This window comes from Micromonospora cremea, from assembly GCF_900143515.1.
Lineage (GTDB): Bacteria > Actinomycetota > Actinomycetes > Mycobacteriales > Micromonosporaceae > Micromonospora > Micromonospora cremea.
Map to the genome: position 1 here is coordinate 1,294,727 of NZ_FSQT01000002.1, position 24,055 is coordinate 1,318,781.

At 71.8% G+C, this 24,055-nt stretch carries 22 protein-coding genes and 1 pseudogene; 15 read left to right on the forward strand and 8 right to left on the reverse strand.

Features of this window, described 5'->3' with window-relative positions:
- Positions 1-97 precede the first annotated feature (97 nt).
- Positions 98-1,519 (reverse strand): M1 family metallopeptidase, encoded by a 1,422-nt coding sequence (locus BUS84_RS19295; protein WP_084757523.1) that lies wholly within the window; start codon positions 1,517-1,519, stop codon positions 98-100.
- Between the two features lie 378 nt (positions 1,520-1,897).
- Here BUS84_RS19295 and BUS84_RS19300 point away from each other — a divergent pair, with 378 nt between their 5' ends.
- Positions 1,898-3,016, forward strand: a complete 1,119-nt coding sequence (locus tag BUS84_RS19300) for a sugar phosphate isomerase/epimerase family protein (RefSeq protein ID WP_074314460.1) — start codon at positions 1,898-1,900, stop codon at positions 3,014-3,016.
- Positions 3,017-3,116: 100 nt separating this feature from the next.
- Here the strand turns inward: BUS84_RS19300 and BUS84_RS19305 are convergent, their stop codons facing one another.
- Together BUS84_RS19305 and guaB are read right to left on the reverse strand one after the other, a co-directional pair.
- Complete coding sequence (locus tag BUS84_RS19305; RefSeq protein ID WP_074314462.1) at positions 3,117-4,235, reverse strand: GuaB3 family IMP dehydrogenase-related protein; 1,119 nt, start codon at positions 4,233-4,235, stop codon at positions 3,117-3,119.
- Between the two features lie 27 nt (positions 4,236-4,262).
- Positions 4,263-5,825 (reverse strand): IMP dehydrogenase, encoded by a 1,563-nt coding sequence (guaB, locus tag BUS84_RS19310; protein WP_074314464.1) that lies wholly within the window; start codon positions 5,823-5,825, stop codon positions 4,263-4,265.
- A 185-nt stretch (positions 5,826-6,010) separates the two neighbouring features.
- On the opposite strand from guaB, the gene BUS84_RS19315 reads away from it, so the two are divergent.
- Positions 6,011-6,433, forward strand: a complete 423-nt coding sequence (locus tag BUS84_RS19315; RefSeq protein ID WP_074314466.1) for a DUF5319 domain-containing protein — start codon at positions 6,011-6,013, stop codon at positions 6,431-6,433.
- Positions 6,434-6,587: 154 nt separating this feature from the next.
- Here BUS84_RS19315 and BUS84_RS19320 read toward each other — a convergent pair whose 3' ends face one another.
- Entirely contained in the window at positions 6,588-7,400 is an 813-nt protein-coding gene (locus BUS84_RS19320; RefSeq protein ID WP_074314468.1) for a helix-turn-helix transcriptional regulator, read from the reverse strand.
- A 252-nt stretch (positions 7,401-7,652) separates the two neighbouring features.
- Here BUS84_RS19320 and BUS84_RS19325 point away from each other — a divergent pair, with 252 nt between their 5' ends.
- The 3 genes from BUS84_RS19325 (at position 7,653) to BUS84_RS19335 (ending at position 9,965) form a co-directional block, all read left to right on the forward strand.
- A complete protein-coding gene (locus BUS84_RS19325) occupies positions 7,653-8,036 on the forward strand; it encodes a WhiB family transcriptional regulator (RefSeq protein ID WP_074318936.1) in 384 nt (127 codons plus the stop codon).
- A 128-nt stretch (positions 8,037-8,164) separates the two neighbouring features.
- Complete coding sequence (locus BUS84_RS19330; protein ID WP_074314470.1) at positions 8,165-9,064, forward strand: LysR family transcriptional regulator; 900 nt, start codon at positions 8,165-8,167, stop codon at positions 9,062-9,064.
- Positions 9,065-9,221: 157 nt separating this feature from the next.
- Positions 9,222-9,965 carry an SDR family NAD(P)-dependent oxidoreductase gene (locus tag BUS84_RS19335; RefSeq protein WP_074314472.1) on the forward strand — a complete coding sequence of 248 codons (744 nt, stop codon included), beginning with the start codon at positions 9,222-9,224 and terminating at the stop codon, positions 9,963-9,965.
- A 121-nt stretch (positions 9,966-10,086) separates the two neighbouring features.
- Here BUS84_RS19335 and BUS84_RS19340 read toward each other — a convergent pair whose 3' ends face one another.
- The 4 genes from BUS84_RS19340 to groES form a co-directional block, all read right to left on the reverse strand.
- On the reverse strand, positions 10,087-11,256 hold the full coding sequence (locus BUS84_RS19340; RefSeq protein ID WP_084757525.1) for a low temperature requirement protein A: 1,170 nt from the start codon (positions 11,254-11,256) through the stop codon (positions 10,087-10,089).
- Between the two features lie 61 nt (positions 11,257-11,317).
- On the reverse strand, positions 11,318-12,994 hold the full coding sequence (locus BUS84_RS19345) for a molybdopterin-dependent oxidoreductase (RefSeq protein WP_074314475.1): 1,677 nt from the start codon (positions 12,992-12,994) through the stop codon (positions 11,318-11,320).
- 123 nt (positions 12,995-13,117) lie between these two features.
- Positions 13,118-14,758, reverse strand: coding sequence for a chaperonin GroEL (groL, locus tag BUS84_RS19350; protein ID WP_074314477.1), 1,641 nt, complete (start codon positions 14,756-14,758; stop codon positions 13,118-13,120).
- A gap of 70 nt (positions 14,759-14,828) precedes the next feature.
- Positions 14,829-15,143 carry a co-chaperone GroES gene (gene groES / locus BUS84_RS19355; RefSeq protein WP_084757526.1) on the reverse strand — a complete coding sequence of 105 codons (315 nt, stop codon included), beginning with the start codon at positions 15,141-15,143 and terminating at the stop codon, positions 14,829-14,831.
- 333 nt (positions 15,144-15,476) lie between these two features.
- On the opposite strand from groES, the gene BUS84_RS19360 reads away from it, so the two are divergent.
- From BUS84_RS19360 to BUS84_RS19405, 10 genes and pseudogenes are all read left to right on the forward strand, one after another.
- Complete coding sequence (locus tag BUS84_RS19360; RefSeq protein ID WP_159451049.1) at positions 15,477-16,277, forward strand: helix-turn-helix domain-containing protein; 801 nt, start codon at positions 15,477-15,479, stop codon at positions 16,275-16,277.
- Positions 16,268-16,456, forward strand: a complete 189-nt coding sequence (locus BUS84_RS19365; RefSeq protein WP_074314479.1) for a DUF397 domain-containing protein — start codon at positions 16,268-16,270, stop codon at positions 16,454-16,456. Before BUS84_RS19360 ends, BUS84_RS19365 begins: the two co-directional genes overlap by 10 nt.
- A 43-nt stretch (positions 16,457-16,499) precedes the next feature.
- Positions 16,500-17,701 (forward strand): annotated as a pseudogene (locus tag BUS84_RS19370) (THUMP-like domain-containing protein).
- 10 nt (positions 17,702-17,711) lie between these two features.
- The gene (ybaK, locus tag BUS84_RS19375; RefSeq protein ID WP_074314481.1) at positions 17,712-18,191 is read left to right on the forward strand and encodes a Cys-tRNA(Pro) deacylase; all 480 of its coding nucleotides are present in this window, start codon (positions 17,712-17,714) and stop codon (positions 18,189-18,191) included.
- Positions 18,192-18,370: 179 nt separating this feature from the next.
- Positions 18,371-19,465, forward strand: a complete 1,095-nt coding sequence (locus BUS84_RS19380) for a sugar ABC transporter substrate-binding protein (protein ID WP_074314483.1) — start codon at positions 18,371-18,373, stop codon at positions 19,463-19,465.
- Between the two features lie 113 nt (positions 19,466-19,578).
- The gene (locus BUS84_RS19385; RefSeq protein ID WP_074314485.1) at positions 19,579-20,397 is read left to right on the forward strand and encodes an ATP-binding cassette domain-containing protein; all 819 of its coding nucleotides are present in this window, start codon (positions 19,579-19,581) and stop codon (positions 20,395-20,397) included.
- Positions 20,394-21,656, forward strand: coding sequence for a sugar ABC transporter permease (locus tag BUS84_RS19390; RefSeq protein WP_074314487.1), 1,263 nt, complete (start codon positions 20,394-20,396; stop codon positions 21,654-21,656). Before BUS84_RS19385 ends, BUS84_RS19390 begins: the two co-directional genes overlap by 4 nt.
- 20 nt (positions 21,657-21,676) lie before the next feature.
- On the forward strand, positions 21,677-22,858 hold the full coding sequence (locus BUS84_RS19395) for an ROK family protein (protein ID WP_074314489.1): 1,182 nt from the start codon (positions 21,677-21,679) through the stop codon (positions 22,856-22,858).
- Positions 22,859-22,877: 19 nt separating this feature from the next.
- Positions 22,878-23,186, forward strand: coding sequence for a DUF1707 SHOCT-like domain-containing protein (locus tag BUS84_RS19400; RefSeq protein WP_074314491.1), 309 nt, complete (start codon positions 22,878-22,880; stop codon positions 23,184-23,186).
- Positions 23,187-23,311: 125 nt separating this feature from the next.
- Positions 23,312-24,052, forward strand: coding sequence for a DUF4142 domain-containing protein (locus BUS84_RS19405; RefSeq protein WP_074314493.1), 741 nt, complete (start codon positions 23,312-23,314; stop codon positions 24,050-24,052).
- The last annotated feature ends 3 nt before the right edge of the window (positions 24,053-24,055 follow it).

The window sequence follows — 24,055 nt, forward strand, 5'->3', positions numbered from 1 at the left end:
CCCTTACGGCGGCGGAGGCGGCCTGCGCCACCCCACGCGAACGGCGTCCGCCCGCCGATCGCAGGCGGCAGCCTATCGACCGATCATCGCGGCCCCGTCACGGCAGGGTGGGTGCGGCACCGCCCACCAACCAGGCGTCGAAGAGCGGGCGTAGCTGCCGATTCGCCACCCGCTCGGCCAGCGCCACGAAGTCGGAGGTGGTGGCGTTGCCCCCCGCCCGCTCGGCGGTCCAGGTGCGCAGGATGCGGAAGAAGGTGTCGTCGCCGACGGTTCGGCGCAGCGCGTGCACAGCGAGCGCGCCGCGCTTGTAGACGGCGGTGCCGAACATCCGCTCCCGGCCCGGCTCGACCGACGGCTGCGACCAGTCGGTCGCCGCGTACTGGAGCTCGAAGTTACGCTGCGCGGTGCGGCCGCCGTCGTGCTCCTCCCACAGCCACTCGGCGTAGCTGGCGAAGCCCTCGTTGAGCCAGATGTCGCCCCATCTGCTGAGCGACACGCTGTCGCCGAACCACTGGTGGGCCAGCTCGTGCGCGACAACGCCGAGGTTGGGCTGGTCGTCGGCGAAGAAGGCCGGCCCGTAGACCGGCCGGGACTGGGTCTCCAGCGCGTAGCCGATCCGGTCGTCGGCGACCACGATCCCGCCGTACGAGTCGAACGGGTACGGACCGAAGCGGCTGGCCAGGAAGTCGACGATCGCGCCGGTACGGGCCAGCGAGCGGGCCGCGCCGCCGGTCGCCGGCACGCTCGCCGCCACCGCGGTGACCATCGGCCGGCCGGCGTGACTGCCGCTCACCACCCGGTAGTCGCCGATCACCAGCGTGGTCAGGTAGCTGGCCATCGGGGTGCGCTCCGACCAGCGCCAGGTGGTCCAGCCGCCGGCGCTGCTCTTCGGCCCGGGCACCCCGTTGCTCAGGGCGGACAGGCCGTCCGGGACGGTCACCGCGAGGTCGTAGCTGGCCTTGTCGGACGGGTGGTCGTTGACCGGGAACCAGGTGGCGGCCGAGTCCGGCTGGCCCAGCGCGACCGCGCCGTCGGCGGTGTGCAGGAAGCCCCCGCTGCCCAGCTCCCCGCCGGTGACGGCGGTGGGTACGCCCGCGTACTGCACCGCCACCGTGAACGACCGGCCGCGCGGCAGCCCGTCGGAAGGGGTCACCACCAGTTCGCCGTCGGTGCGGTGGTGCTCGGCCGGGGCGTCTCCGACGGTGACGGCGCCGACGTCGAGCCCGGCCAGGTCCAGGTTGAACCGGGACAGGTCCTGGGTGGCGGTCGCCGTGATGGTGGCCCGGCCGGTCAGCCGGTCGGCCGCCGGGTCGTAGCGGACGTCCAGGCCGTAGTGCGTGACGTCGTATCCGCCGTTGCCGCGCCCCGGGACGTACGGGTCTCCGGCGTCGACGGCACCGGGCCGGAACCCGTCGTCGTCGCTGGTGCAGCCGGCCGCGCCCACCGCGATCGCACAGGTCAGCGCGGTGACGGCGGCGGCCAGCCGGTGGCGGGCCGGGGTCCGTCCGGTCAGGACCATGCCTACTCCTCCTGCGGCTCCCAAGTCACGATGAGCGTAGCCAGCGCCGCCGGGCGCGAGGCAGGTACCGATGTCCATCAGTTACTTTCGTCGAATCAAACAAAAGTTGGCATCAATCGATACTTTCTTTTGGCTTCGACCGACGTTATCTGTCTCCAAGATGTAACGCGTTCGGACCATTCAAGCCGACCGCTGCCGGAGACGGGGTTTCCCACTCCACACGCGCCGTGGCGCCAGCGTGGACCTGCCCCTTCGACCGCACACTCCCGGCCCCGCCGGCGACGCGGAACGGACGCTCGGCGGCGCCCGCGACCGGACCCTCGTCGCCCCTCTGCTGATCGTCATCGACGGCCAACCGCCGTCGCGAAAGGTGGAACGATGCCAGACCACACCGCACCCGACGCCTCCACTGCCGGCCGGCTCAGCCGCCGATCACTGCTCGCCGCGTCCGCCGGCGCGGCCGCCGCGCTCGGCGCCGGCCTGCCGGTCCTCGCGACCGGCACCCCCGCGCTCGCCAACCCCAAGGACAAGGGGAAGAGCAGGCTGCGGGTCGAGCCGCTGATCCCGTCGAGGAACCGCGGCATCATCCTCTACAGCGTCCGGGACCGGATCACCGCCGCACCCGACGACAGCGGAGTGCCGTACGGCTTCGAGCGCGTCCTCGCCCGGCTCGCCGAGATCGGCTACAAGGAGATCGAGTTCGCCGGCTACACCCAGAGCACCGAGATCCTCGGCCGGCAGATCACCCCGCGCGAGATCCGCAAGATCCTCGACGACAACGGTCTGGTGGCCAACGGCACCCACGCCTCGATCCAGGCGGCCACCTTCCAGCAGCAGCTGGACATCGCCGAGGAACTCGGCATGAAGAACATCGGCACCGGCAGCGACCCGACCAACAGCGCGTACAAGGCCGACTGGGACGCCGCCGCCGACACCTGGAACGAGCTGGGCCGGCAGGCCCGGGCCCGGGGCATGCGGCTCTACACGCACAACCACGACGTCGCGTACAGCTTCCTGCTCGACTCCGGGCCGCTGGACGACCAGGGCCGCCCCACCCGCTCGTCCGGCATCCGGCGGCTGGAGTACTTCTTCGGCAGGACCGACCCGCGCTACGTCTTCTTCGAGTTCGACATCTACTGGGGTTACGTGGCCCGCTACAAGCACCAGAAGTACGTCGACCCGGCCGGCCGTGAGGTGACCGACCTGTTCGACCCGATCCTCAACGTGGCCGACCGGACCACCCGGTTCCCGCTCTTCCACGCCAAGGACGGCGACCGCGACACGAGCGTGCCCAACGGCCACCAGATGACCCCGCTGGGCGAGGGCGACATCAACTTCCAGCAGTTCTTCCAGACCATCGGCGAACGGGACCTCCACCACGCCAACTGGGAGATGGACACCGCCCCCGGCGGCACCGCCAACCGGGGCCAGTCGCTCGACTTCGCGGCCCTCAGCTACCGCAACATGTCCGACCTGACCATCTACCTCAAGAAGTGACCCCGACCCGGTCCGACTTCACCGGGGGCTGACGTCCCCGGTACGACGGAGGCCGGCCCCGCATCGTCGCGGGGCCGGCCTCCGTCGTACGGGTAACGGGTCAGCGGTCGAGGACCAGGCCGACCTTCTGGAACTCCTTGAGGTCGCGGTAACCGCACTTGGCCATCGCCCGGCGCAGCCCGCCGAACAGGTTGAGCTGGCCGTCGGCCTCGTCGGCCGGACCGAAGAGCAGCTGCTCCATCGAGCCGATCGGCTCGCCGGAAACCTCGAACGCGCCCCGCGGCAACGACGGGTGGCTGGCCGCCGAGTGCCACCAGGCACCGCCGGCGGGCGCCTCGTCGCAGAGCGACAGCGGCTCGCCGAGCATCACCGCGTCGGCGCCGCAGCCGAGCGCCTTGGCGATGTCACCCGAGGTCTGGATGTCGCCGTCGGCGATCAGGTGCACGTACCGGCCGCCGGTCTCGTCGAGGTAGTCCCGGCGGGCCGCCGCGGCGTCGGCGATCGCGGTGGCCATCGGCACGCGGATGCCCAGCACCGACTCGGTGGTCGACCACTCGTCGCCGCCGATGCCCACGATCACGCCGGCCGCGCCGGTACGCATCAAGTGCAGCGCGGTCTTGTAGTCCGTGCAGCCGCCGACGATCACCGGCAGGTCGAGGTCGGCGATGAACTCCTTGAGGTTCAGCGGCTCGTCGGTGGTCGACACGTGCTCGGCCGAGACGATGGTGCCCTGGATGACCAGGATGTCCACGCCGGCGTCCAGGATCACCGGGGCCAGCGCCAGGGTGTGCTGCGGGGAGACCCGCACCGCCACCGTGCCGCCACCGGCGCGCAGCTCACGGACCCGCTCGGCGATCAGGTCGGGGCGGATCGGCTCGGCGTACACCTCCTGGAGCCGCTTGGTGGCGCGTGCGTCCTCGTCGAGGCCGGCCAGCTCCTCCAGGACCTTGGCCGGGTTCTCGTAGCGGGTCCACAGCCCCTCGACGTTGAGCACGCCGAGGCCGCCGAGCTGACCGAGCCGAACGGCCGACGCGGGGCTCATCGTGGCGTCGGAGGGGTGCCCGACGCACGGGATGCCGAACGGGTACGCGTCCAGCTGCCAGGCGGTCGAGACGTCGTCGACGTCCCGGGTCCGGCGGCTCGGCACGATGGCGATGTCGTCCAGGTGGTAGCCGCGCTGCGCGGTCTTGCCCAGCCCGATCTCGACCACGTCACGCATGGGGGACTCCAGGTTGTTGGGGGATGGTCAGCGGGAGTGGTAGTTGGGCGCCTCGACGGTCATCTGGATGTCGTGCGGGTGGCTCTCCTTGAGCCCGGCCGCCGTGATCCGGATCAGCTGGCCACGCCGGTGCAGCTCGGGGATGCTCTCCGCGCCGACGTACCCCATCGCGGCCCGCAGCCCGCCGGTGAGCTGGTGGGCGACCGCGGACAGGGGGCCCCGGTAGGGCACCTGGCCCTCGACACCCTCGGGGACCAACTTGTCCTCGGCGAGCACGTCCTGCTGGAAGTACCGGTCCTTCGAGTACGACTTGGCCTGCCCCCGGGACTGCATCGCGCCGAGCGAGCCCATCCCGCGGTACGCCTTGTACTGCTTGCCGTTGATGAAGATCAGCTCGCCGGGGCTCTCCTCGCAGCCGGCCAGCAGGCTGCCGAGCATCACCGTGTCGGCGCCGGCCACCAGGGCCTTGGCGATGTCGCCCGAGTATTGGATGCCGCCGTCGCCGATCACCGGCACGCCGGCCGGACGGGCGGCCCGGGCCGCCTCCATGATCGCGGTGATCTGCGGGACGCCGACCCCGGCGACGATCCGGGTGGTGCAGATCGCGCCCGGACCCACACCGACCTTGATCCCGTCGGCGCCGGCGTCGACCAGTGCCTTCGCCCCGGCGTACGTGGCCACGTTGCCGCCCACGATGTCGATGCCGACGTCCTTCTTGAGCTGACGGACCATGTCCAGCACGGCCCGCTGGTGGCCGTGGGCGGTGTCCACGATCAGCACGTCCACGCCCGCGTCGACCAGGGTGCGGGCCCGCTTGTACGCGTCCTCGCCGACCCCCACGGCGGCGGCCACCCGCAGCCGGCCCGCGTCGTCCTTGGTGGCGTTGGGGTACTGCTCGCTCTTGGTGAAGTCCTTGACGGTGATCAGCCCGCGCAGCCGGCCCGAGTCGTCGACGATCGGCAGCTTCTCGACCTTGTGCCGGCGCAGCAGGTCCAGCGCCTCGTCCTTGCTCACCCCGACCCGCGCGGTGACCAGCGGGGGGCGGGTCATGATCTCGTGCACCGGGGTGTCCGGCTCGGAGACGAAGCGCATGTCGCGGTTGGTGACGATGCCGACGAGCTGGCCCTCGCCGTCCACCACCGGCACGCCGGAGATCCGGTACCGCCCGCAGAGCTCGTCGACCTCGCGCAGGGTGTCGTTCGGGCTGGCGGTCACCGGATTGGTGATCATGCCGGACTCGGAGCGCTTGACCAGGTCGACCTGGAGGGCCTGGTCCTCCAGGGAGAGGTTGCGGTGCAGCACGCCGATGCCGCCCTGGCGGGCCATGGCGATCGCCATCCGCGCCTCGGTGACGGTGTCCATGGCACTGGAGAGCAGCGGGATGGTCAGTTCGATCCTGCGGGTGAGGCGGGTACGGGTGTTGACCCGGCTGGGAACAACGTCCGACTCGCCCGGCTGCAGCAGCACGTCGTCGAAGGTGAGCCCGAGTGGAACCACCCGGGCCGAGCCGGCGGGCAGCTCGGGCAGGTGGCCGCCCAGCTCGGCGTGCTCGGCGCCGGCCGGAAGGTCGGTGCTGGGCGAATTTTCCACGATTGCTCCCCTGAGCTGCTCGGACGGGCTTCAGCGAGGTGGCGCGGGCGGGCACCGGAACGCGCCATGATGCCGGCGCGTCGCCCCATCGTACCCAGTGAGCTGGGCGACTCCTGCGGTGGCGGGCCGGCCCGGCGCGGGGCCGGGGGCGGACGCTCCCGCCGTCTTGGGTCTACGGTGAGGGGGTGCACGACGAGCCCATCGACCCGTTCAACGGCGACCCGGCCGATCCGACCGCGGGGCTGGACGATCCGGGCGACGACGCGACGCCGGATCCGCTGACCGACGTCGAGCGGCAGGATGTGCTGGAAGATCTCGCCGACCTGGAGATCTACCAGGCGCTGCTGGCGCCCATCGGGGTCCGGGGGCTGGTGATCGAGTGCGAGGACTGCCGGGAGCCGCACTACTTCGACTGGGACCTGCTCCGGGGCAACCTGCGACACCTGCTCAACTCGGGCCGGCCCCGGGTGCACGAGCCGGCGTACGACCCGGACCCGGATCACTACGTGACGTGGGACTACGCCCGCGGGTACGCGGACGGGGTGCACGACACCCTGACCGAGGGCACCGAGGACGAACCGGGCGCCCCCACCGCCGCCGCCGACTGACCCGACCCGCCCGCTCGCCCGGTCCCGCCCCCGCGTTCCGGCCGGCACGATCGTGCTGCAACCACGAAGTAGTGGCCTCCCTGTTCCGGGAAGCCACTACATCCTGGATCGAGCACGATCAGCGAGCGGATGCGAACCGGGGGGTTTGCCGGGATCAGGCGACCAGGCCGGCGCGGAACCCGGCGGCGACCGCGTGTGCCCGGTCCCGGGCACCGAGCTTGCGGAACAGCCGACGGGCGTGGGTCTTGACGGTGTCCTCCGAGACGAACAGCTCCCGGCCGATCTCCGCGTTGCTCTTGCCCTCGGCCATCCCCAGCAGCACCTGGAGCTCCCGCTCGGTGAGCCCGATCGACGCCCGGGCGGGCCGGGTGCTCGGGGCGGGGCGGGGCGGGTCGGTCTGGTCGGCTTCCGGCTCACCGGCTGCCGATTCGACCTCGTCGTCGCCCCGCTGCACGGGCACCGACGGCACACCCGCCGGCCCCTCTCCGGGCGCGGCGCCCCAGCCGGGCTCGCCGGAGCCGCGAAGCGAGGGAGCGGAGCGCCCGCCGACCGCCGCCGTGTCCCGGGCCGGGTCGGTGATCCGTTGCCGGGAGGCCCGGCCGGGCGCGGTGAGCAGCAGCAGGGCTTTGGCCACTGCGCTGGTCAGGTCATGGTCGGCATTCTGGATGAGGCCCCGGGCACCGGCGCTGATGGTGGCCGCCGCCGCCTCGGACTCCTCGGCGCCGAGCAGCACCACCGCGGCCTGCGGCGCGCGGGCCAGGACGCGGCGGACGAAGCCCGCGCTGTCCGGCCGGGTGAGGGCCGTGTCGGCCAGCACCACGTCGGCCGGCCGCTCGGCCAGCCGCAGCATCACCTCGGGATCGGAGACGGCGGTACGAACGATCGCGGACAGCCCCAGCCGCGCGGCGGCCGAAGTCAGGTGCTGGGCCGCGAGTGGTGTCCGAACGCACACAAGAACGGTACGCACTGTGATCTCCTCTCCGCCAACGAGCAGACCATGACGGGGTCGGCTGGGGAGGGGGTTCCCGGCAATCCTCCGAACTTTTCCGACAGATAGGGCAAAAGCCGCAACTTCCGGGGCGTTCTCGATCACAGACGTGTGAGTCGGGGACAGTCCGGGTACCGAGAAATCCAGGCCGGGAACGGTGCGCCTGCGCGGCCCGCCGCCCGGAAGCCGGCCACAAGGATCTCGCGGTGCCGCGCGGGAGGAGGGGTGCTGATGTCGAACGTACGTAGACTGCCCGGACCCATCGTCGATCTCTGGGACTGGCAGCGGCTCGGTGCCTGCCGAGGGCGGGACAGCGCCCAGTTCTTCCACCCCGACGGTGAGCGGGGATCCTCCCGACTGCGTCGGGAGTCCGCCGCCAAGACCGTCTGCCGCGCCTGCCCGGTTCGCGCCGAGTGCGCCGCGCACGCGTTGTCGGTCCGCGAGCCGTACGGCGTGTGGGGCGGCTTCAGCGAGTCGGAGCGGCTGCGCCTGCTCGCCGTCGGCTGGGAGGACCTGGCGGACCGCCGCCAGGCTCGGGTCGACGTGGCCCGCCTGGAGGCCCGGCTGGGCCGTCCGCACAAGTCCACCGTCCCGGCCCAGCGCAACGTCGCCTGAGCCGTCCCACCTGCGCGACACCGACACTCGCCGCCGCGCCCCGTCACCGGGGCGCGGCGGCGACGCGTATCCAGACATCCGGGAGCTTGCCGCGAAAGGGGTATCGCCCCGCGTGGTGGAATGAGCGGGTGGAAATACGGGAAATGCGGGCGTTCGTCGCGGTCGCTGAGGAGGGGAGCCTGTCCGCGGCCGCGCGCAGACTGCACGTGAGCCAGCCCGCCCTGTCGCAGAGCATGAACGCGTTGGAGCGACAACTCGGCGTGCAGCTGCTGATTCGTGGCAGCACCGGAGTGCAGGCCACCGAGGCGGGCATGACGTTGCTCGACGAGGCTCGCGCGGTGCTCGCCCGGCACGACCAGGCGGTCGCCGCCGTCGCCCGGCACACGTCCGTCGGCGACCGCGTGCTCAGGCTCGGGATTCCGCTGGAACTCCCCACCGACCTGCTCTCCCAGCCGCTGGCGGACCTCGCCGCGGCGTACCCGGGCACCCGGGTGCAGGTCCGCCACATGTCCACCGCGGCACAGGTCGCCGCACTGCGGGCTGGCGACATCGACGTCGGACTGGTCCGGGAACGGCCGATCGGCCCGGACCTGGACGCTGTGCTGGTCGTCGAGGAACGACTGGGTGTGCTGCTGACCGCCGAACACGCCGCGAAGATCGCCGGGCCCGACGGGATCCGCCTGGACGCACTGGCCGGGCTGAGCTGGGTGGGCTTCCCCCGCTCCGGAAGCCCCGCCTGGTACGACGAACTCACCGCGATCCTGCGCAGCCACGGGCTCGATCTCGGACCGGCCGCGCCGGAAGGACAGGAACTCATCGCCGCGGTGAAGCTCGCCGCGGTGACCGCCGGCGCGGCCTTCGCGTTGGCGCCACCCAACTGGTCACCACCGATTCCCGATCCGGTCATCTGGTCACTGCTGGTCGGGAATCCCCTGGTCCGGCGTACCTGGGCGGCCTGGCCGGCCGACTCCCACCGGCGGGACCTCGGCTATTTCATCGCCGCGCTGGAGTTGCGGGGCCCGGAGTAGCTCCGGCAGCCGCACGACCGCGGTGCTTATGGCGGCCATAAGCAGCCCGCAGAGGGCGATGGGAAACGCTGAGCCCCTGGACGACTTGCACTCACTGGTCGGGACAGCCCCGACCGAAGCCGCCGATCGGCGGAACTGAATGTGGGTGGAGATAACGATGACAGACCTTCGAGGAAAGTCGGCGCTGGTGACCGGCGGCAACAGCGGCATCGGCCGGGCGACGGCGATGGCGCTGGCCACGCTCGGCGCCCACGTGGTGATCTCCGGGCGGGACGAGACCCGGGGCGGCGACGTGGTCCGGGAGATCCGTGCGGCGGGCGGTCAGGCGGACTTCCTGGTCGCCGACCTGCGGGACGAGGCGTCGGCCCGGTCCCTGGCCGCGCGGACCAGGGAGCTGGTCGGGCAGGTGGACGTACTGGTCAACAACGCCGGTATCTACCCGTTCGGTCCCACTGAGCAGACCACCGAGCAGGACTTCGACTCGGTGTTCGCGCTGAACGTGAAGGCCCCGTACTTCCTGGTCGCCGAACTCGCGCCGGAGATGGCGAAGCGCGGCCACGGCGCGATCATCAACCTGACGACCATGGTCGCCGAGTTCGGTCAGGCGGGGATGAGCCTCTACGGGTCGAGCAAGGCCGCGCTGGTCCTGCTCACCAAGTCCTGGGCCGCCGAGTACGGACCTCAGGGCGTCCGGGTGAACGCGGTCAGCCCCGGCCCGACGCGCACCGAGGGCACCGCCGGCATGGGCGACAACCTTGACCAGCTGGCCACCATGGCACCGGCCGGCCGGCCGGGCTCGGCCGAGGAGATCGCCGAGGCGGTCGCCTTCCTGGCCACCGAGCGGTCCAGCTTCGTGCACGGCGCGGTGCTGCCCGTCGACGGTGGACGCATCGCCGTCTGAGATGCCCGGCACCACCTCGCGGCCCGCTCCACGGTGCTCCAGCCGTGGGGCGGGCCGCGGCCAGCCGAGTTGGGCCGACCCGTGCGTGATCAGCGGTCCCGGCAGCACAGCGGTAAGGCCGTCAGCGAGACCGGCCCGACGCGGCACGTTGTTCGACGACTGCCAGCACCACCCAGGCCGCCGCAGTGAGCCACACCGCCACCAGCGGCGGCAGTCCCCCCAGCGCGACCACCAGCGCGACGAGTCCCACCCCGGCCTGAGCCAGCGCCACCGGGCGGCCGACCGACAGGCTGATTCCCCGGTAGATGATGACGCAGCCGACGATCATGGCCAGCTGACTGCCGCCCAGCAGCCGCCCCGCCACGTCATGTCCGGGCCCTCGGTGGGCCGCCTCCTCCGCCGCCAGTTCGACGGCGACACCGGCGGTCACGATCGCCGCGTAGACCAGCAGGTGACCGTACGCGTAGAAGTAGCTTCGGACCACCGCCTGCCGCCCGGCGCGCAGCACCCTGTTTCCCGCCTCGCTGTCGAAGGTGGCGATGAAATACACCCACCACACCCCGCTGGCGATGACGAAACCGCCGATCCCGATCGCCACCGAGACACCCCGCCACCCCGTGGCGTCGATCCCGTTGGCGACCGCCAGGACCGCCTCACCCAGCACGACGATGGTGAAGAGACCGAACCGCTCGGGCATGTGGGACTTCTGCGTCGGCGCCCGGCGCACCACGGCGTAGGCCAGTGGCCCGGCGATCGCGGCGTTGACGACGAGTGCGACGCCCCAGATGCCGTACTGCACGGGTGGGGACACCAGGAGCGAGCCGCACCAGAGCCCGGCGGCGGCCAGGAAGCCGGCGGCGTTCCACCAGCAGAATTCCCGTGCCTCGACATCGAGCCAGCCCACGACCGCGTACATCGCGGTGAGCAGCGCCAGCAGCAGCGCGTAGATCACCGCGAAGCGGCTGGCGTTCGCAGCGGCCTCACCGGGGAGGGAAGCTGCCAACGCGAGGACCCCGAGCATCGCGGTCAGCTGCGCCAGGCGGCTCGGCGGACGGTCGTCGTCGAAGAGATCGGCGAAATAGGAGAAGCTGAACCACAACCACCAGATCGCGCTGATCAGACCGGCGAAGACCAGCACTCCGTGGGCCGTCGGATCGTCCACCAGCCGCTGACCGAGCCGGAGCACCGCGACCACGAACACCAGGTCGAAGAAGAGCTCCAGCCAGCTGGCCCGGCGCGCCACGCCGTAGCCATGGATCAGGGAGCGCCTACCGCCACGCCCTGCCTCCACCGGCTGAGGTTAGCGAGGATCGGTGACCGGTTGACCCCGGTTCGCCAGCATGCGACCGCAATCAGCGGACGGTGACGGTGACGGTGTGCCAGCCGGTCGCGCCGTCCGGGACGACGCCCTGGGCGCGCTCGGTCTGGGTCTCGCCGGTCTCGTCGGTAGCCCGGACCTGGAGCCGGTGCTCGCCCGGCGTGGCGTCCCAGCGCCACGACCACTGGACCCAGGTGTCCACCGACACCGTCGGGGCCAGTTCCGCCTCCTGCCAGGGCCCGCCGTCGACGCGTACCTCGACCCGGCGGATGCCCCGATGCTGCGCCCACGCCACCCCGGCCACGGTGATCGGGCCGGTGGTCAGCCGGTTGCGCGCCCGGGGCGCGTCGATCCGCGACTGTGTCTTGATCGGCCCCTGGGCCGACCAGCCCCGCGGCACCCAGTACGCGTCGAAGTCGGCGAACCGGGTCAGCTCCAGCTCGGTGACCCACTTGCAGGCGGACACGTAGCCGTAGAGGCCGGGCACCACCACCCGGACCGGGAAGCCGTGCTCGACCGGCAGCGGCTCGCCGTTCATGCCGATCGCCAGTAGCGCGTTCCGCCCGTCGCGCAGCAGGGCGGTGGGGGTGCCACACGTCCAGCCGTCGACCGACCGGCCGACGACCTGGTCGGCGTCCTCCTCCGGCTCGACCTCGTCCAGCAGCTCGCGCAGGGGTACGCCGAGCCAGCGGGCGTTGCCGATCAGGTCCCCGCCCACCTCGTTGGAGACGCAGGCCAGCGTGATGTACCGCTCGACCAGCGGCCGGGCCAGCAGGTCGGCGTAGCTGTAGGTGCGCTCGGTACGGACCCGCCCGTGGATCCGCAGCCGCCAGGTCGCCGGGTCCACCTGCGGCACCACCAGCGCGGTGTCGATCCGGTAGAACCCGAAGTTCGGGGTGACGTACGGCGCGAGCTGGGCCATCGAGAGGTCCGCGCCGGCCGGCAGGGCCGGTGCGGGGGCGACCGGCGCGGGCAGGCGGATCGCCTCCCGGGCGGCGGACACTCCGCGCCACCCGGCCAGCCAGCGCCCGCCGAGACCGGCCACCGCGGCCGTGCCGAGCAGCACTCCGGCACCGGTTAGGAACCGCCGCCGTGACTCCGGCTCGACGCCCTCGCCGGGCGCCCGCCCGCTCGGCACGTCCGGCTCCGGCGGCGCGGCTGGGGTCACCGGCACCGGGAGGTGGTCCGACGTCATCGGGCCGGCCGGCGACACCGGCGCCTGCGGTGCCTCGTCGCGGGGTGCGATCGGCGTCGGCGGGGACCAGGGCCAGGGGTCCAGCTCCAGCGGACCGGCGATGAACATCCAGAGCACCAGGGCGCCGAGACCGCCGCCGGCCAGCGACGGCAGCGCGTCGGCGGCGTCCGCGCCGGAACGGGTCAGCGCGGCGGCCGCACCGACGGCGGCGAACGCCGCGATCCCGGTCAGGCCGAGGGCCAACCGGCGCGCCGCCAGCATCCCGAGCAGCGCGGCGAACGCGCCCAGCAGCAGCGCGGTGCCGACCAGGAGGGCGATCTTGTCGGCGGTGCCGAAGATGTCGATGGCGAGCTGCTTCAGCGACTCCGGGACGGCGTCGACGACCACCCCGCCGACCGCGACCAGCGGCGCCGACCGGGGCCCGGTCAGCACCGCCACCGGTTCCGCGATCCCGATCGCGATGGCGGCGGCGGTGACTCCGGCCAGCGCGGCGTACCGCCGCGACGTGGTGCTCATCGGCCCAGTGTGCGCGATCAACTCGCCGGGTCGCCAACCACGTCAGGGTTCGGTAATGAGCCGAAGACGGACCGGGGCACACCGCCGTACGACGGTGCGCCCCGGGACGTTACCGCTACCGGGTCAGAAGCCCGGGCCGTGCTGGTGGCCGTGACCGTGGCCGTGCCCACCGGCTGCGGCCGGCTCGGCCTGCTCCGGCTTCTCCACCACGAGGCTCTCCGTGGTGAGCAGCAGGCCGGCGATCGAGGCGGCGTTGGTGACCGCGTTGCGGGTCACCTTCACCGGGTCGATGATGCCGGCCTTGACCAGGTCGACGTACTCGCCGGCGGCGGCGTCGAGGCCGTTGCCCCACTGCATGTCGGCGACCTTCTGGGTCACGACGTAGCCGTCATGGCCGGCGTTCTGCGCGATCCAGCGCAGCGGCTCGACCAGCGACTTGCGCACGATCGAGACGCCGACCTTCTCGTCACCGGTGAAGCCCAGGTCGTCGTCGAGCACCGGAAGGATCTGCACCAGGGCGGCGCCGCCGCCGGGCACGGTGCCCTCCTCGACCGCAGCCTTGGTCGCCGCGATGGCGTCCTCGATGCGGTGCTTGCGCTCCTTCATCTCGACCTCGGTCGCCGCGCCCACCTTGATCACGGCGATGCCACCGGAGAGCTTCGCCAGCCGCTCGGCCAGCTTCTCCCGGTCCCAGTCGGAGTCGGAGGCCTCGATCTCCTTGCGGATCTGAGCCACCCGGTCGGCGACGTCGGCCTTCTGGCCGCCACCGTCGACGATCGTGGTGTTCTCCTTGTCGACCACGACGCGGCGGGCGGTGCCGAGCACCTCCAGGCCAACCTGGTCGAGCTTGTAGCCCAACTCCGGGGCGACCAGCTCGGCGCCCGTGGAGATCGCGATGTCCTGGAGCATCGCCTTGCGCCGGTCACCGAAGCCCGGGGCCTTGACCGCGCAGACCTTGAGGGTCTTGCGCAGCGAGTTGACCACCAGGGTGGAGAGCGCCTGGCCGTCCACGTCCTCGGCGATGATCAGCAGGGGCTTGCTGTTCTGCAAGACCTTCTCCAGCAGCGGCAGCAGCTCCTCGATCGCCGAGATCTTCTGGGTGGTGACCAGGACGTACGCGTCCTCGAGGACGGACTCCTGACCCTCCAGGTCGGTGACGAAGTTCGGCGAGATGAAGCCCTTGTCGAACTGGAGACCCTCGGTCACGTCCAGCTCGGTGGTGAGCGCGGAGCCTTCCTCGACGGTGATGACGCCGTCGCGGCCGACCCGCTCCATCGCCTCGGCGATCAGCTCGCCGATGGTGGAGTCCTGCGCGGAGATCGTCGCCACGTTCGCGATCGACTCCTTGCCGGTGACCTCCGCGGCCCGGCCGAGCAGCGCCTCAGAGATCTTGGTGGCCGCCGCGTCGATGCCGCGCTTGAGCCCGGCCGGGTTGGTCCCGGCGGTCACGTTGCGCAGGCCCTCGCGGACCATGGCCTGGGCCAGCACGGTCGCGGTGGTGGTCCCGTCGCCGGCGACGTCGTTGGTCTTGGTCGCCACCTCCTTGACCAGCTGCGCGCCGAGGTTCTCGTAGGGATTGGTGAGCTCGATCTCCTTGGCGATGGTCACACCATCGTTGGTGATCGTCGGCGCACCGAATTTCTTGTCCAGGACGACGTTGCGCCCGCGCGGGCCGAGGGTGACCTTGACCGCGTCAGCGAGGGCGTTGACACCGTGCTCCAGCAGGTGCCGGGCGTCGTCCGAGAAGCTCAGGATCTTCGCCATGAATGTCCCTTCGAAGCGCCACTGCCCCGGCCCGGCGAGCCGGACCGGGGCAATGACACTGATCGGTTGCTTACTTCTCGATGACCGCGAGGACGTCGCGGGCGGAGAGCACCAGGTACTCCTCGCCGGCGTACTTGACCTCGGTGCCGCCGTACTTCGAGTAGAGAACGGTGTCGCCGACCTTGACGTCGAGCGGCACACGGTTGCCGTTGTCGTCGATCCGGCCCGGGCCGACAGCGAGGACGGTGCCCTCCTGCGGCTTCTCCTTGGCGGTGTCGGGGATCACGATGCCCGACGCCGTGGTGGTCTCAGCCTCGTTCGCCTGGACCACGATCCGGTCCTCGAGCGGCTTGATCGCAACCTTGGTCGCGGTAGTCACGGGCATACCCTCCTGGGGTACTGGTTTCGTTGCTGACCGGCGGGGCCGGCCAGCGTCAATCTGCCACATGCCACCGGGCGGGGCCGTCGTCGCGGGTGCCGGTCCGCCTGGCGTTGCACCCGAGTCGTGAGACCCGGGAGCTGGCACCCTCGGGGTGAGAGTGCTAATCGCAGGTTATTCCGTGGCTAGCACTCCGTCAAGGAGAGTGCCAACGCACCGCCCGCCGTGTCGCCACAGTTCCGCCAGTCGTTACCGCAACACGCCGGGAGCACCTCGTCACGGAGTGGCCATCTCCCTACCGTCGGTTGCCACCACCAGAGCTGCGGAAAGGCGAGCCGAGTGTCCCGGATACCGACACTGACGTTCCTGCACGAACAGCTACGCCGCGCACGCCAGGCGCGCGGGCTCAGCCAGGAGGAGCTGGGCAAGCTGATCAACTACTCATCGTCGTACGTGAGTGCGGTCGAGACCGGGCAGAGCCCGGTCAAGCCGGACTACGTCGCCCGCATCGACTCGACCCTGGATACCGGCGGTCTCTTCACCGGCATGCTGGAGCTGATCCGCTTCCACGCCGCGCCCGACTGGTTCCGCCCGTGGGACGAGAACGAGCGGGAGGCGGCGGCGCTGCGCTGGTACGACCCGACGGTGATTCCCGGCCTGCTCCAGCCCGAGGGGCACGCGCGGGCGATGCTCGGTGTGCTCGGCGAGCTGACCGCCGACGAGGTGGAGACGCGGGTGGTGGCCCGGCTCGCCCGCCAGGCCCTGCTGACCGCCGAGCCGCGTCCGCACCTCGTGGCGGTGCTGGAGGAGCACACGCTGCGCCGGCAACTCGGCGATCGGGAGATCATGCGCGAGCAGCTACAGCATCTGCTGGCCGTGGGCACCGCACCGAACGTGCAGGTCCGGGTCGTGCCGGCCGACGCCCCCTGGTACATCGGGCTCCACGGCCCCTTCATCCTGGCCCGGCTCCAGAGTGGGGCCGAGCTGGTCCACCTGGACAACCAGCTCCGGGGGCCGACCGTGGACAGCCCGAACGACGTTGCCGCCCTGGAGCGGCGCTGGGAGCCTGTGACCGGCGAGGCGCTGCCATGCCGGCAGTCCGCCCGGCTGCTCGAGGAAGTGGTGCAGACATGGGCCTGACCCACGCCACCTGGCGCAAGTCCTCCCGCAGCACCAACAACGGTGGCGCCTGCGTCGAGGTCGCCGACAACCTGCCCGGCGTGGTCGCCGTGCGCGACAGCAAGGACCCGACCGGGCCGGTGCTCACCTTCACCCCGGCGAGCTGGCGGGCGTTCGTCGCCGCTACGCCCACCGACTGACACCACTGTCCGGGCAGCCCGGCCGGCCCGGGAGAATGACCGGGTGGATCTCGACCAGCTGACGGCCCTGCGTACCCCCGAGGGGTCGGCCGCGCTCGCGGCGGCGGCCGGGCTGGCCGGCGGTGACCCGCTGGCCGCGGCGTCGGCCCTGCGCGCGACCGGTGTGCCGCCGGCGCTGGCCTCGGCGGCACTGACCCAGGCCGAGCTGCGCCACCGGGCGGTCGGCAAGTTCGGCCCGGCCGCCGCCGGGATGTTCCTCACCCGCGCCGGGCTGGAGCAGGCCACCCGCCGGGTGGTCGCCGACCGCCGTGCCGCCCGGCTGCGCGATGCCGGCGTGCGCACCCTGGCCGACCTCGGCTGCGGCCTCGGCGCCGACGCGCTCGCCGCCGCCCGCGCCGGCATCCGGGTGTACGGGGTGGAGGCCGACCCGGTGACCGCCGCGATGGCCGCCGCCAACGCTGACGCGGCCGGGCTGGCCGAGCTGTTCACGGTCAAGTGCGGCGACGCCACCACGTTCGACGTCTCCCGGGTCGACGGGGTCTTCTGCGACCCGGCCCGACGCCGGGCCGGGACCGGGCGGCGGATCTTCGATCCGCGCGCCTACTCGCCGCCGTGGGACTTCGTCACCGGGCTCGCCGAGCGGGTGCCGCGCACCGTCGTCAAGGTGGCGCCGGGATTGGATCACGCGCTCATCCCGGCCGGCGCGGAGGCGGAGTGGGTGGGCGTGGATGGCGACCTGGTCGAGGCCGCGCTCTGGTGCGGCGAGCTGGCGGAGGTGCCCCGCCGCGCCACGCTCTACCGGCAGGGAGCGGGCGGCGACGAGACCCCCGCCACCAGCTCACCGGCTCGGGCGCCGCCGAGGCTCCGGTCGGCCCGGTGCGCCGCTACCTGTACGACCCGGATGCGGCGGTGGTCCGCGCGCACCTGGTCGCCGAGCTGGCCGGCGAGCTGGACGCCACCCTCGGCGACCCGAGCATCGCCTACCTCTACGCCGACCAGCCGACCCGCACCCCGTACGCGCGCTGCCTGGAGGTGACCGACGTGCTCCCGTTCTCGCTCAAGCGCCTGCGGACCCTGCTGCGGGACCGCCGGGTGGGCCGGGTGGAGATCCTCAAGCGGGGTTCCGCGCTCACCCCGGAGCAGCTCCGGCGGGACCTGCGACTGACCGGTGACGCGGCGGCGAGCCTGGTGCTCACCCGGGTCGCCGGGGCACCGACGGTTCTGATCTGCCAGCCGGTCGACTAGGTTCGCTCACGTGGCGGGACAGGGCACTCCGGCAACGGCACTGCTGGTCAAGCGCGGGATCGCGCATCGCACCCACCCGTACCGGGTGGCGCCGGACACGCCGAACTACGGCGCGCTGGTGGCGGCGGCGCTCGGCGTGCCCCCGGAGCGGGTGTTCAAGTCGCTGGTGACCGAGGTCGACGGCGCGCTCACCGTCGCGGTCGTCCCGGTGACCGGCGAGCTCGACCTCAAGGCGCTCGCGGCGGCGGTCGGTGGCAAGCGGGCGGCGCTGGCCGAGCGGGCGGTCGCCGAGCGGGCGACCGGCTACGTGCGGGGCGGGATCAGCCCGCTCGGGCAGCGCCGGCGACTGCCCACCGTGCTGGACGAATCCGCGCTGGACCTGCCGACGATCTATGTCTCCGCTGGCCGGCGGGGTCTGCAACTCGAAATGACCGCGGCCGATCTCGTGGCGCTCACCGAGGCGCGCACGGCAGCGCTGCAGACCCGCTGACAGCTGCCGCTCATGGTCATCTCCCCTGGATGACCGGGGAGTGACAGTCGCGTTGCTGAATTGTTATCGCTCCCAACAAACTTGACACTCCGCCGGTCTTGTGGACCGTGCGCGGTGCGCAATACGTTGCCGGGCACAACAAAAGAAACACCTTCCCCCACCCCGAAAGGACCCTGCACATGCGTAAGGGGCTCCTCACCATCGCCGCCGTGGGCCTGCTCACGACCGGCAGCATGACCGCCTGCGGCGGCGACTCCGGCGACGACCAGGCCAGCTCCGCCAAGACCCCCAAGATCGGCGTCATCCTGCCGGACAGCAAGTCCTCCGCCCGCTGGGAGAGCGCGGACCGTCGATACCTGGAAGAGGCGTTCAAGGCCGCCGGCGTCCAGTACGACATCCAGAACGCCCAGAACGACAAGACCGCCTTCCAGACCATCGCCGACCAGATGATCACCAGCGGCGTCACCGCCCTGATGATCGTCAACCTGGACTCCGGCACCGGTAAGGCCGTGCTCGACAAGGCCAAGTCGCAGGGCGTCGCCACCATCGACTACGACCGGCTCACCCTGGGCGGCTCGGCCCAGTACTACGTCAGCTTCGACAACGAGACCGTGGGCAAGCTCCAGGGCGAAGGTCTGGCGAAGTGCCTGACCGACCAGGGCGCCAAGAACCCGGTCGTGGCGTACCTCAACGGCTCCCCCACCGACAACAACGCCACTCTGTTCAAGAACGGCTACGACTCGGTGCTCAAGCCGAAGTTCGACGCCAAGGAATACACCAAGGGCCCCGAGGATGCCGTACCGGCGTGGGACAACACGCAGGCCGCGACGATCTTCGAGCAGCAGCTCACCAAGGCCAACGGCAAGATCGACGGCGTCCTGGCCGCCAACGACGGTCTCGGCAACGCGGCCATCTCGGTGCTGAAGAAGAACAAGCTCAACGGCAAGGTGCCGGTGACCGGGCAGGACGCCACCCCCGAGGGCCTGCAGAACATCCTCGCCGGCGACCAGTGCATGACCGTCTACAAGGCGGTCCGGGAAGAGGCCAAGGCCGCATCCGACCTGGCCATCGCGCTCGCCAAGGGCGAGAAGAAGGACACCGGCCAGACGGTGAAGGACCCGGAGGGCGGCCGCGACGTCCCCTCGGTGCTGCTCACCCCGAAGGCCATCTACAAGGAGAACGTCAAGGACGTCATCGCCGACGGCTACGTGACCAAGGAAGAGGTCTGCTCCGGGACGTACGCCAAGCTCTGCGCCGACGCCGGCATCAGCTGACCGACGCGGCAGTACCCGCCGGAACGACCATCGCCGCCCGGCACGGGAGCACCCATCCCGTGCCGGGCGGCGACCGCCGGACGGACCCCGACCCTCCCTTAAGGAGACCCCTCGTGTCCGCGACCCCCCTGCTGGAACTACGCGGGATCGACAAGAGCTTCGGTCCCGTCCAGGTGCTCCGCGATGTCGCCCTCACCGTCCACCCCGGCGAGGTGACCGCGCTGGTCGGTGACAACGGCGCCGGCAAGTCGACCCTGGTGAAGTGCATCAGCGGCATCCACCCCACCGACGCCGGCGAGGTCCTGTTCAACGGCGAACCGGTCCACATCGGCAACCCCCGCGACGCCGCCGCGCTCGGCATCGAGGTCGTCTACCAGGACCTCGCGCTCTGCGACAACCTGGACATCGTGCAGAACATGTTCCTCGGCCGGGAGAGGCGCAGCGGCATCGTCCTGGACGAACCGACCATGGAACAGCTCGCCGCCGAGACGCTGGCCGGGCTCTCCATCCGCACCGTCACCTCGCTGCGCCAGCACGTCTCCAGCCTCTCCGGCGGTCAGCGCCAGACCGTGGCCATCGCCAAGGCGGTGCTGTGGAACAGCAGGCTGGTCATCCTGGACGAGCCGACCGCGGCGCTCGGCGTGGCGCAGACCGCCCAGGTGCTCGAACTGGTCCGCCGGCTCGCCGACAACGGCCTGGCCGTGGTGCTCATCTCGCACAACATGAACGACGTCTTCGCCGTCTCCGACCGGATCGCCGCGCTGTACCTCGGTCAGATGGTCGCCCAGGTGAAGACCACCGACATCACCCATGCCCAGGTGGTCGAACTGATCACCGCCGGGCGCTCGGGCGGGCTCGGCCTCGCCACCGACCCGGGCGGCAACGGCAACGGCGCGCAGCCGGCCGACTCGACCCCAGGAGGCGACCGATGACCACCACCGCCGTGCGGAAGGGCGGCCCCGCCGCCGTCACACCACCGCCGACCGTCGGAAGCCATCTCCGCACCTACTGGAGCCGGGTACGCGGCGGTGACGTCGGCGGTCTGCCGGCGGTGCTGGGCCTGGTCGTGCTCTGCACCGTCTTCGCGGTCATGCGGCCGTCGTCGTTCCTGTCGGCCGGCAACTTCGCCAACCTCTTCACCCAGGGCGCCGCAGTCACGCTGATCGCGATGGGCCTGGTCTTCGTGCTGCTGCTCGGCGAGATCGACCTCTCCGCCGGCTTCGCCAGCGGCGTCTGCGCCGCGGTGCTGGCCAATGCGGTCACCGTGCTCGGCTACCCCTGGTGGGTCGCCGTGCTCGCCGCAGTCGCCACCGGTGTGGTCATCGGCACCAGTCTCGGCCTGCTGGTCGCGAAGATCGGCATTCCGTCCTTCGTGGTCACCCTCGCCGGCTTCCTCGCCTTCCAGGGCATCGTGCTGATGCTCGTGAAGGAGGGCACCAACATCTCCGTCCGCGACGAGGTCCTGGTCGCCATCGCCAACCGCAACCTCAGCCCCGTCCTGGGCTGGGTGCTGGCCGCCCTCGCGGTCGCCGGGTACGCGGCGGTGCAGCTGCTGCGGCACCGCAACCGCGTGGCCCGCGGGCTGATCACCGACCCGATCGCGGTGGTGGCCGTCCGGATCGGCGCGCTCGCCGTCATCCTCGGCACGGCGGTGTACATCCTCAACCTGGAGCGCAGCCGCAACGTCCTGGTCGTCTCGCTCAAGGGCGTGCCGATCGTGGTGCCGGTCATCGCGGTGCTGCTGATCGTCTGGACCTTCGTGCTCCAGCGCACCAGCTACGGCCGGCACGTCTACGCGGTGGGCGGTAACCGGGAGGCGGCCCGGCGGGCCGGTATCGAGGTGGACCGCATCCGCATCTCGGTCTTCGTGATCTGCTCCTCGATGGCCGCCATCGGTGGCATCGTGGCGGCCAGCCGAGCCAACTCGGTCGACCCGAACACCGGTGGCAGTAACGTACTGCTCTACGCCGTCGGCGCGGCGGTGATCGGCGGCACCAGCCTCTTCGGAGGCAAGGGACGGGTCCTCGACGCCGTGCTCGGCGGTGCGGTGGTCGCGGTCATCGAAAATGGAATGGGACTGATGGGATACAGCGCGGGAGTCAAGTACGTGGTCACCGGCGTCGTGCTGCTGCTCGCCGCCAGCGTCGACGCGCTCTCCCGCCGCCGCGCGGCAGCCACCGGCACCCGCTGACCGCGGGAGGAAACACCACGATGCGCCCGGCACCGAGTCAGGACGAGGTCCGACGGCAGAACCTCGGGGCACTGCTGCGGCACGTACACGTCCACGGGGCGACCACACGCGCCGAACTCACCACCACGCTGGGCCTGAACCGGAGCACCATCGGCGCGCTCACCGCGGACCTGGCCGGCGTGGGGCTGGTCAGCGAGGGAACGCCGAAGGAGACCGGCCGGGCCGGACGGCCGTCGTTGGTCGTCCGGCCCGAGTCGGCCCGGGTGTTCGCGTACGCGTACTCCGTGGAGGTGGACCGGCTGCGCGCCGCCCGGATCGGCCTGGGCGGCGCGGTGCTGGACCGCCGGGATCTGGACAGACCGCGCGGGCTGCTGGCCGCGGAGGCCGCGCCGCTGCTGGCCGGTGCGGTCAAGGAAATGCAGCAGGGCGTGCCGCGCGACGCGATCTGCGTCGGCGCCGGCGTCGCGGTCTGCGGCATGGTCCGCCGCGACGACGGCCTGGTCAGACTCGGCCCGACCACCGGCTGGGTGGACGAGCCGATCGGCGCGGCGCTCGGCGCCGAGCTGGGCATCGACGTGCCGATCACGGTGGGCAACGTGGCCGACGTGGCCGCGTTCGCCGAGCACGCGCGAGGCGTCGCCGCCGGCTGCGACAACGTCATCTACCTGTACGGGGACGTCGGCGTGGGCGCCGGCATCATCGCCGGCGGGCGTCGGCTGACCGGGCACGGCGGGTACGGCGGCGAGGTCGGCCACATGAAGGTGGTCCGCGACGGCATGCCCTGCGAGTGCGGCTCCCGGGGCTGCTGGGAGACCGAGATCGGCGAGCACGGCCTGCTCCGTGCGGCCGGACGCTCCGACGCCCGGGGCCGGGACGCGCTGCTGGCGGTCTTCGACGCCGCCGACCGGGGCGACGCCCGGGCCCAGACGGCGGTCCGCCAGGCCGGTGACTGGCTCGGCTTCGGGGTGGCCAACCTGGTGAACGTCTTCAACCCCGAGATGGTCATCTTCGGCGGCACCATGCGTGACCTCTACCTCGCCGCGGCAGCCCAGATCCGCAGCCGGCTCAACTCGAACGCGCTCAGCGCCTGCCTGGAACACGTCCGGTTGCGCACCCCGAAGCTGGGTGCGAACGCGCCCCTGATCGGCGCCGCCGAACTGGCCTTCGAGCGGCTCCTCGCCGACCCCCTCGACGTGGGCTGACCCGCGTACCCTGTCCGGCGTGGATGTCGAGCTGCGCGCCTCCGACGACGACCGCAACCGGGTGGTCGCCGAGCTGCACCGGCACACCACCGCGGGCCGGCTCACCCTGGACGAGTTCTCCGACCGGGTGGGCGCGGTGTGGACCTCCCGCACCCTCGGTGACCTGGCCGCACTGACCCGCGACCTGCCGGCCCTGCCCAGCCCGGCCGCCGACGCGCCGGCCGGCGGCGATCCCGCCGGGCACGGCCGTCGCGAGCTGCTGGTGCTCTTCGCCGTCGCCGCGCTCACCCTGCTGCTGCTCGGCGGCTTCCTCGCCGTCACCCGCTGATCCGCGCCGCCAACCGGTGAACTGATCGGGCGGTCAGTCCGTACCAGTGGACGGACGGGCAGCCGGCGGCACGTGGCTGCCCGGTCCAGACGCGTTCTGGTCCGGACCGAGGAGGCACCGCAGACATGGCACCGCTCAGATCCGCCCGTCGCCGGCTGGGCAACCGGACCCACCGGGCGGCGATGCTGCTCATCGCTGTCATCGCGGGGGTCGGTGTCCTGCCCGGCGTGGCCGTCGCCGCGCCCGCCGGCGGGCAGCAGCTCAACGCCGCAGACATGACCTTGCTCAACGGTGTGCGGCTGGCCGGGTTGTGGGAGATGCCGGCCGGTCAGATGGCCGCCGATAAGGGGCAGTCGGCCAAGGTCCGGGAGATCGGCGCGGGCATCGCCAACGAGCACCAGCAGCTCGACCAGCTCGTCGTGAACGCCGCCAACAAGCTGGGCGCGAGCATCCCGTCCGAGCCGACGGCCGAGCAGAAGGGCTGGCTGTCGGAGATGCAGAAGGCCTCCGGCGCCCGGTTCGACCAGATCTTCGTCACCCGGCTCCGGGTGGCCCACGGCAAGATCTTTCCGGTGATCGGCGCGGTGCGGGCGAGCACCCGGGACGCCACCGTCCGCAAGCTCTGCGACGACGCCAACAGCTTCGTGCTGCACCACATGCAGATGTTGGAGAGCACCAATCTGGTTCGCTGGCCGGAGCTGCCGCCGGCGGCGTTGCCCGCCCCCGGCAACGACGGGCTGCTGGCCGCCGCCGCCGCGAACGCCGGCCCGCAGGTCGGGGTCAGCAGCACCGTCGTCTGGCTGGTCTTCCTCGCCGCGCTGGGCACCGGCGGAATCGCCACCTACCGGATGCTGCGCCGCACCTGACCG

Bases quoted from the DNA above. Each gene is read 5' to 3' on its own strand.
- BUS84_RS19345 (WP_074314475.1), bottom strand. From the start codon at position 12,994: ATGAGCACCACGTCGCGGCGGTACGCCGCGCTGGCCGGAGTCACCGCC.
- BUS84_RS19390 (WP_074314487.1), top strand. From the start codon at position 20,394: ATGACCACCACCGCCGTGCGGAAGGGCGGCCCCGCCGCCGTCACACCA.
- BUS84_RS19335 (WP_074314472.1), top strand. From the start codon at position 9,222: ATGACAGACCTTCGAGGAAAGTCGGCGCTGGTGACCGGCGGCAACAGC.
- groES (WP_084757526.1), bottom strand. From the start codon at position 15,143: ATGCCCGTGACTACCGCGACCAAGGTTGCGATCAAGCCGCTCGAGGAC.
- BUS84_RS19395 (WP_074314489.1), top strand. From the start codon at position 21,677: ATGCGCCCGGCACCGAGTCAGGACGAGGTCCGACGGCAGAACCTCGGG.
- BUS84_RS19305 (WP_074314462.1), bottom strand. From the start codon at position 4,235: ATGCGTGACGTGGTCGAGATCGGGCTGGGCAAGACCGCGCAGCGCGGC.
- BUS84_RS19405 (WP_074314493.1), top strand. From the start codon at position 23,312: ATGGCACCGCTCAGATCCGCCCGTCGCCGGCTGGGCAACCGGACCCAC.
- BUS84_RS19300 (WP_074314460.1), top strand. From the start codon at position 1,898: ATGCCAGACCACACCGCACCCGACGCCTCCACTGCCGGCCGGCTCAGC.
- groL (WP_074314477.1), bottom strand. From the start codon at position 14,758: ATGGCGAAGATCCTGAGCTTCTCGGACGACGCCCGGCACCTGCTGGAG.
- BUS84_RS19365 (WP_074314479.1), top strand. From the start codon at position 16,268: ATGGGCCTGACCCACGCCACCTGGCGCAAGTCCTCCCGCAGCACCAAC.
- BUS84_RS19325 (WP_074318936.1), top strand. From the start codon at position 7,653: ATGTCGAACGTACGTAGACTGCCCGGACCCATCGTCGATCTCTGGGAC.
- BUS84_RS19295 (WP_084757523.1), bottom strand. From the start codon at position 1,519: ATGGTCCTGACCGGACGGACCCCGGCCCGCCACCGGCTGGCCGCCGCC.
- BUS84_RS19380 (WP_074314483.1), top strand. From the start codon at position 18,371: ATGCGTAAGGGGCTCCTCACCATCGCCGCCGTGGGCCTGCTCACGACC.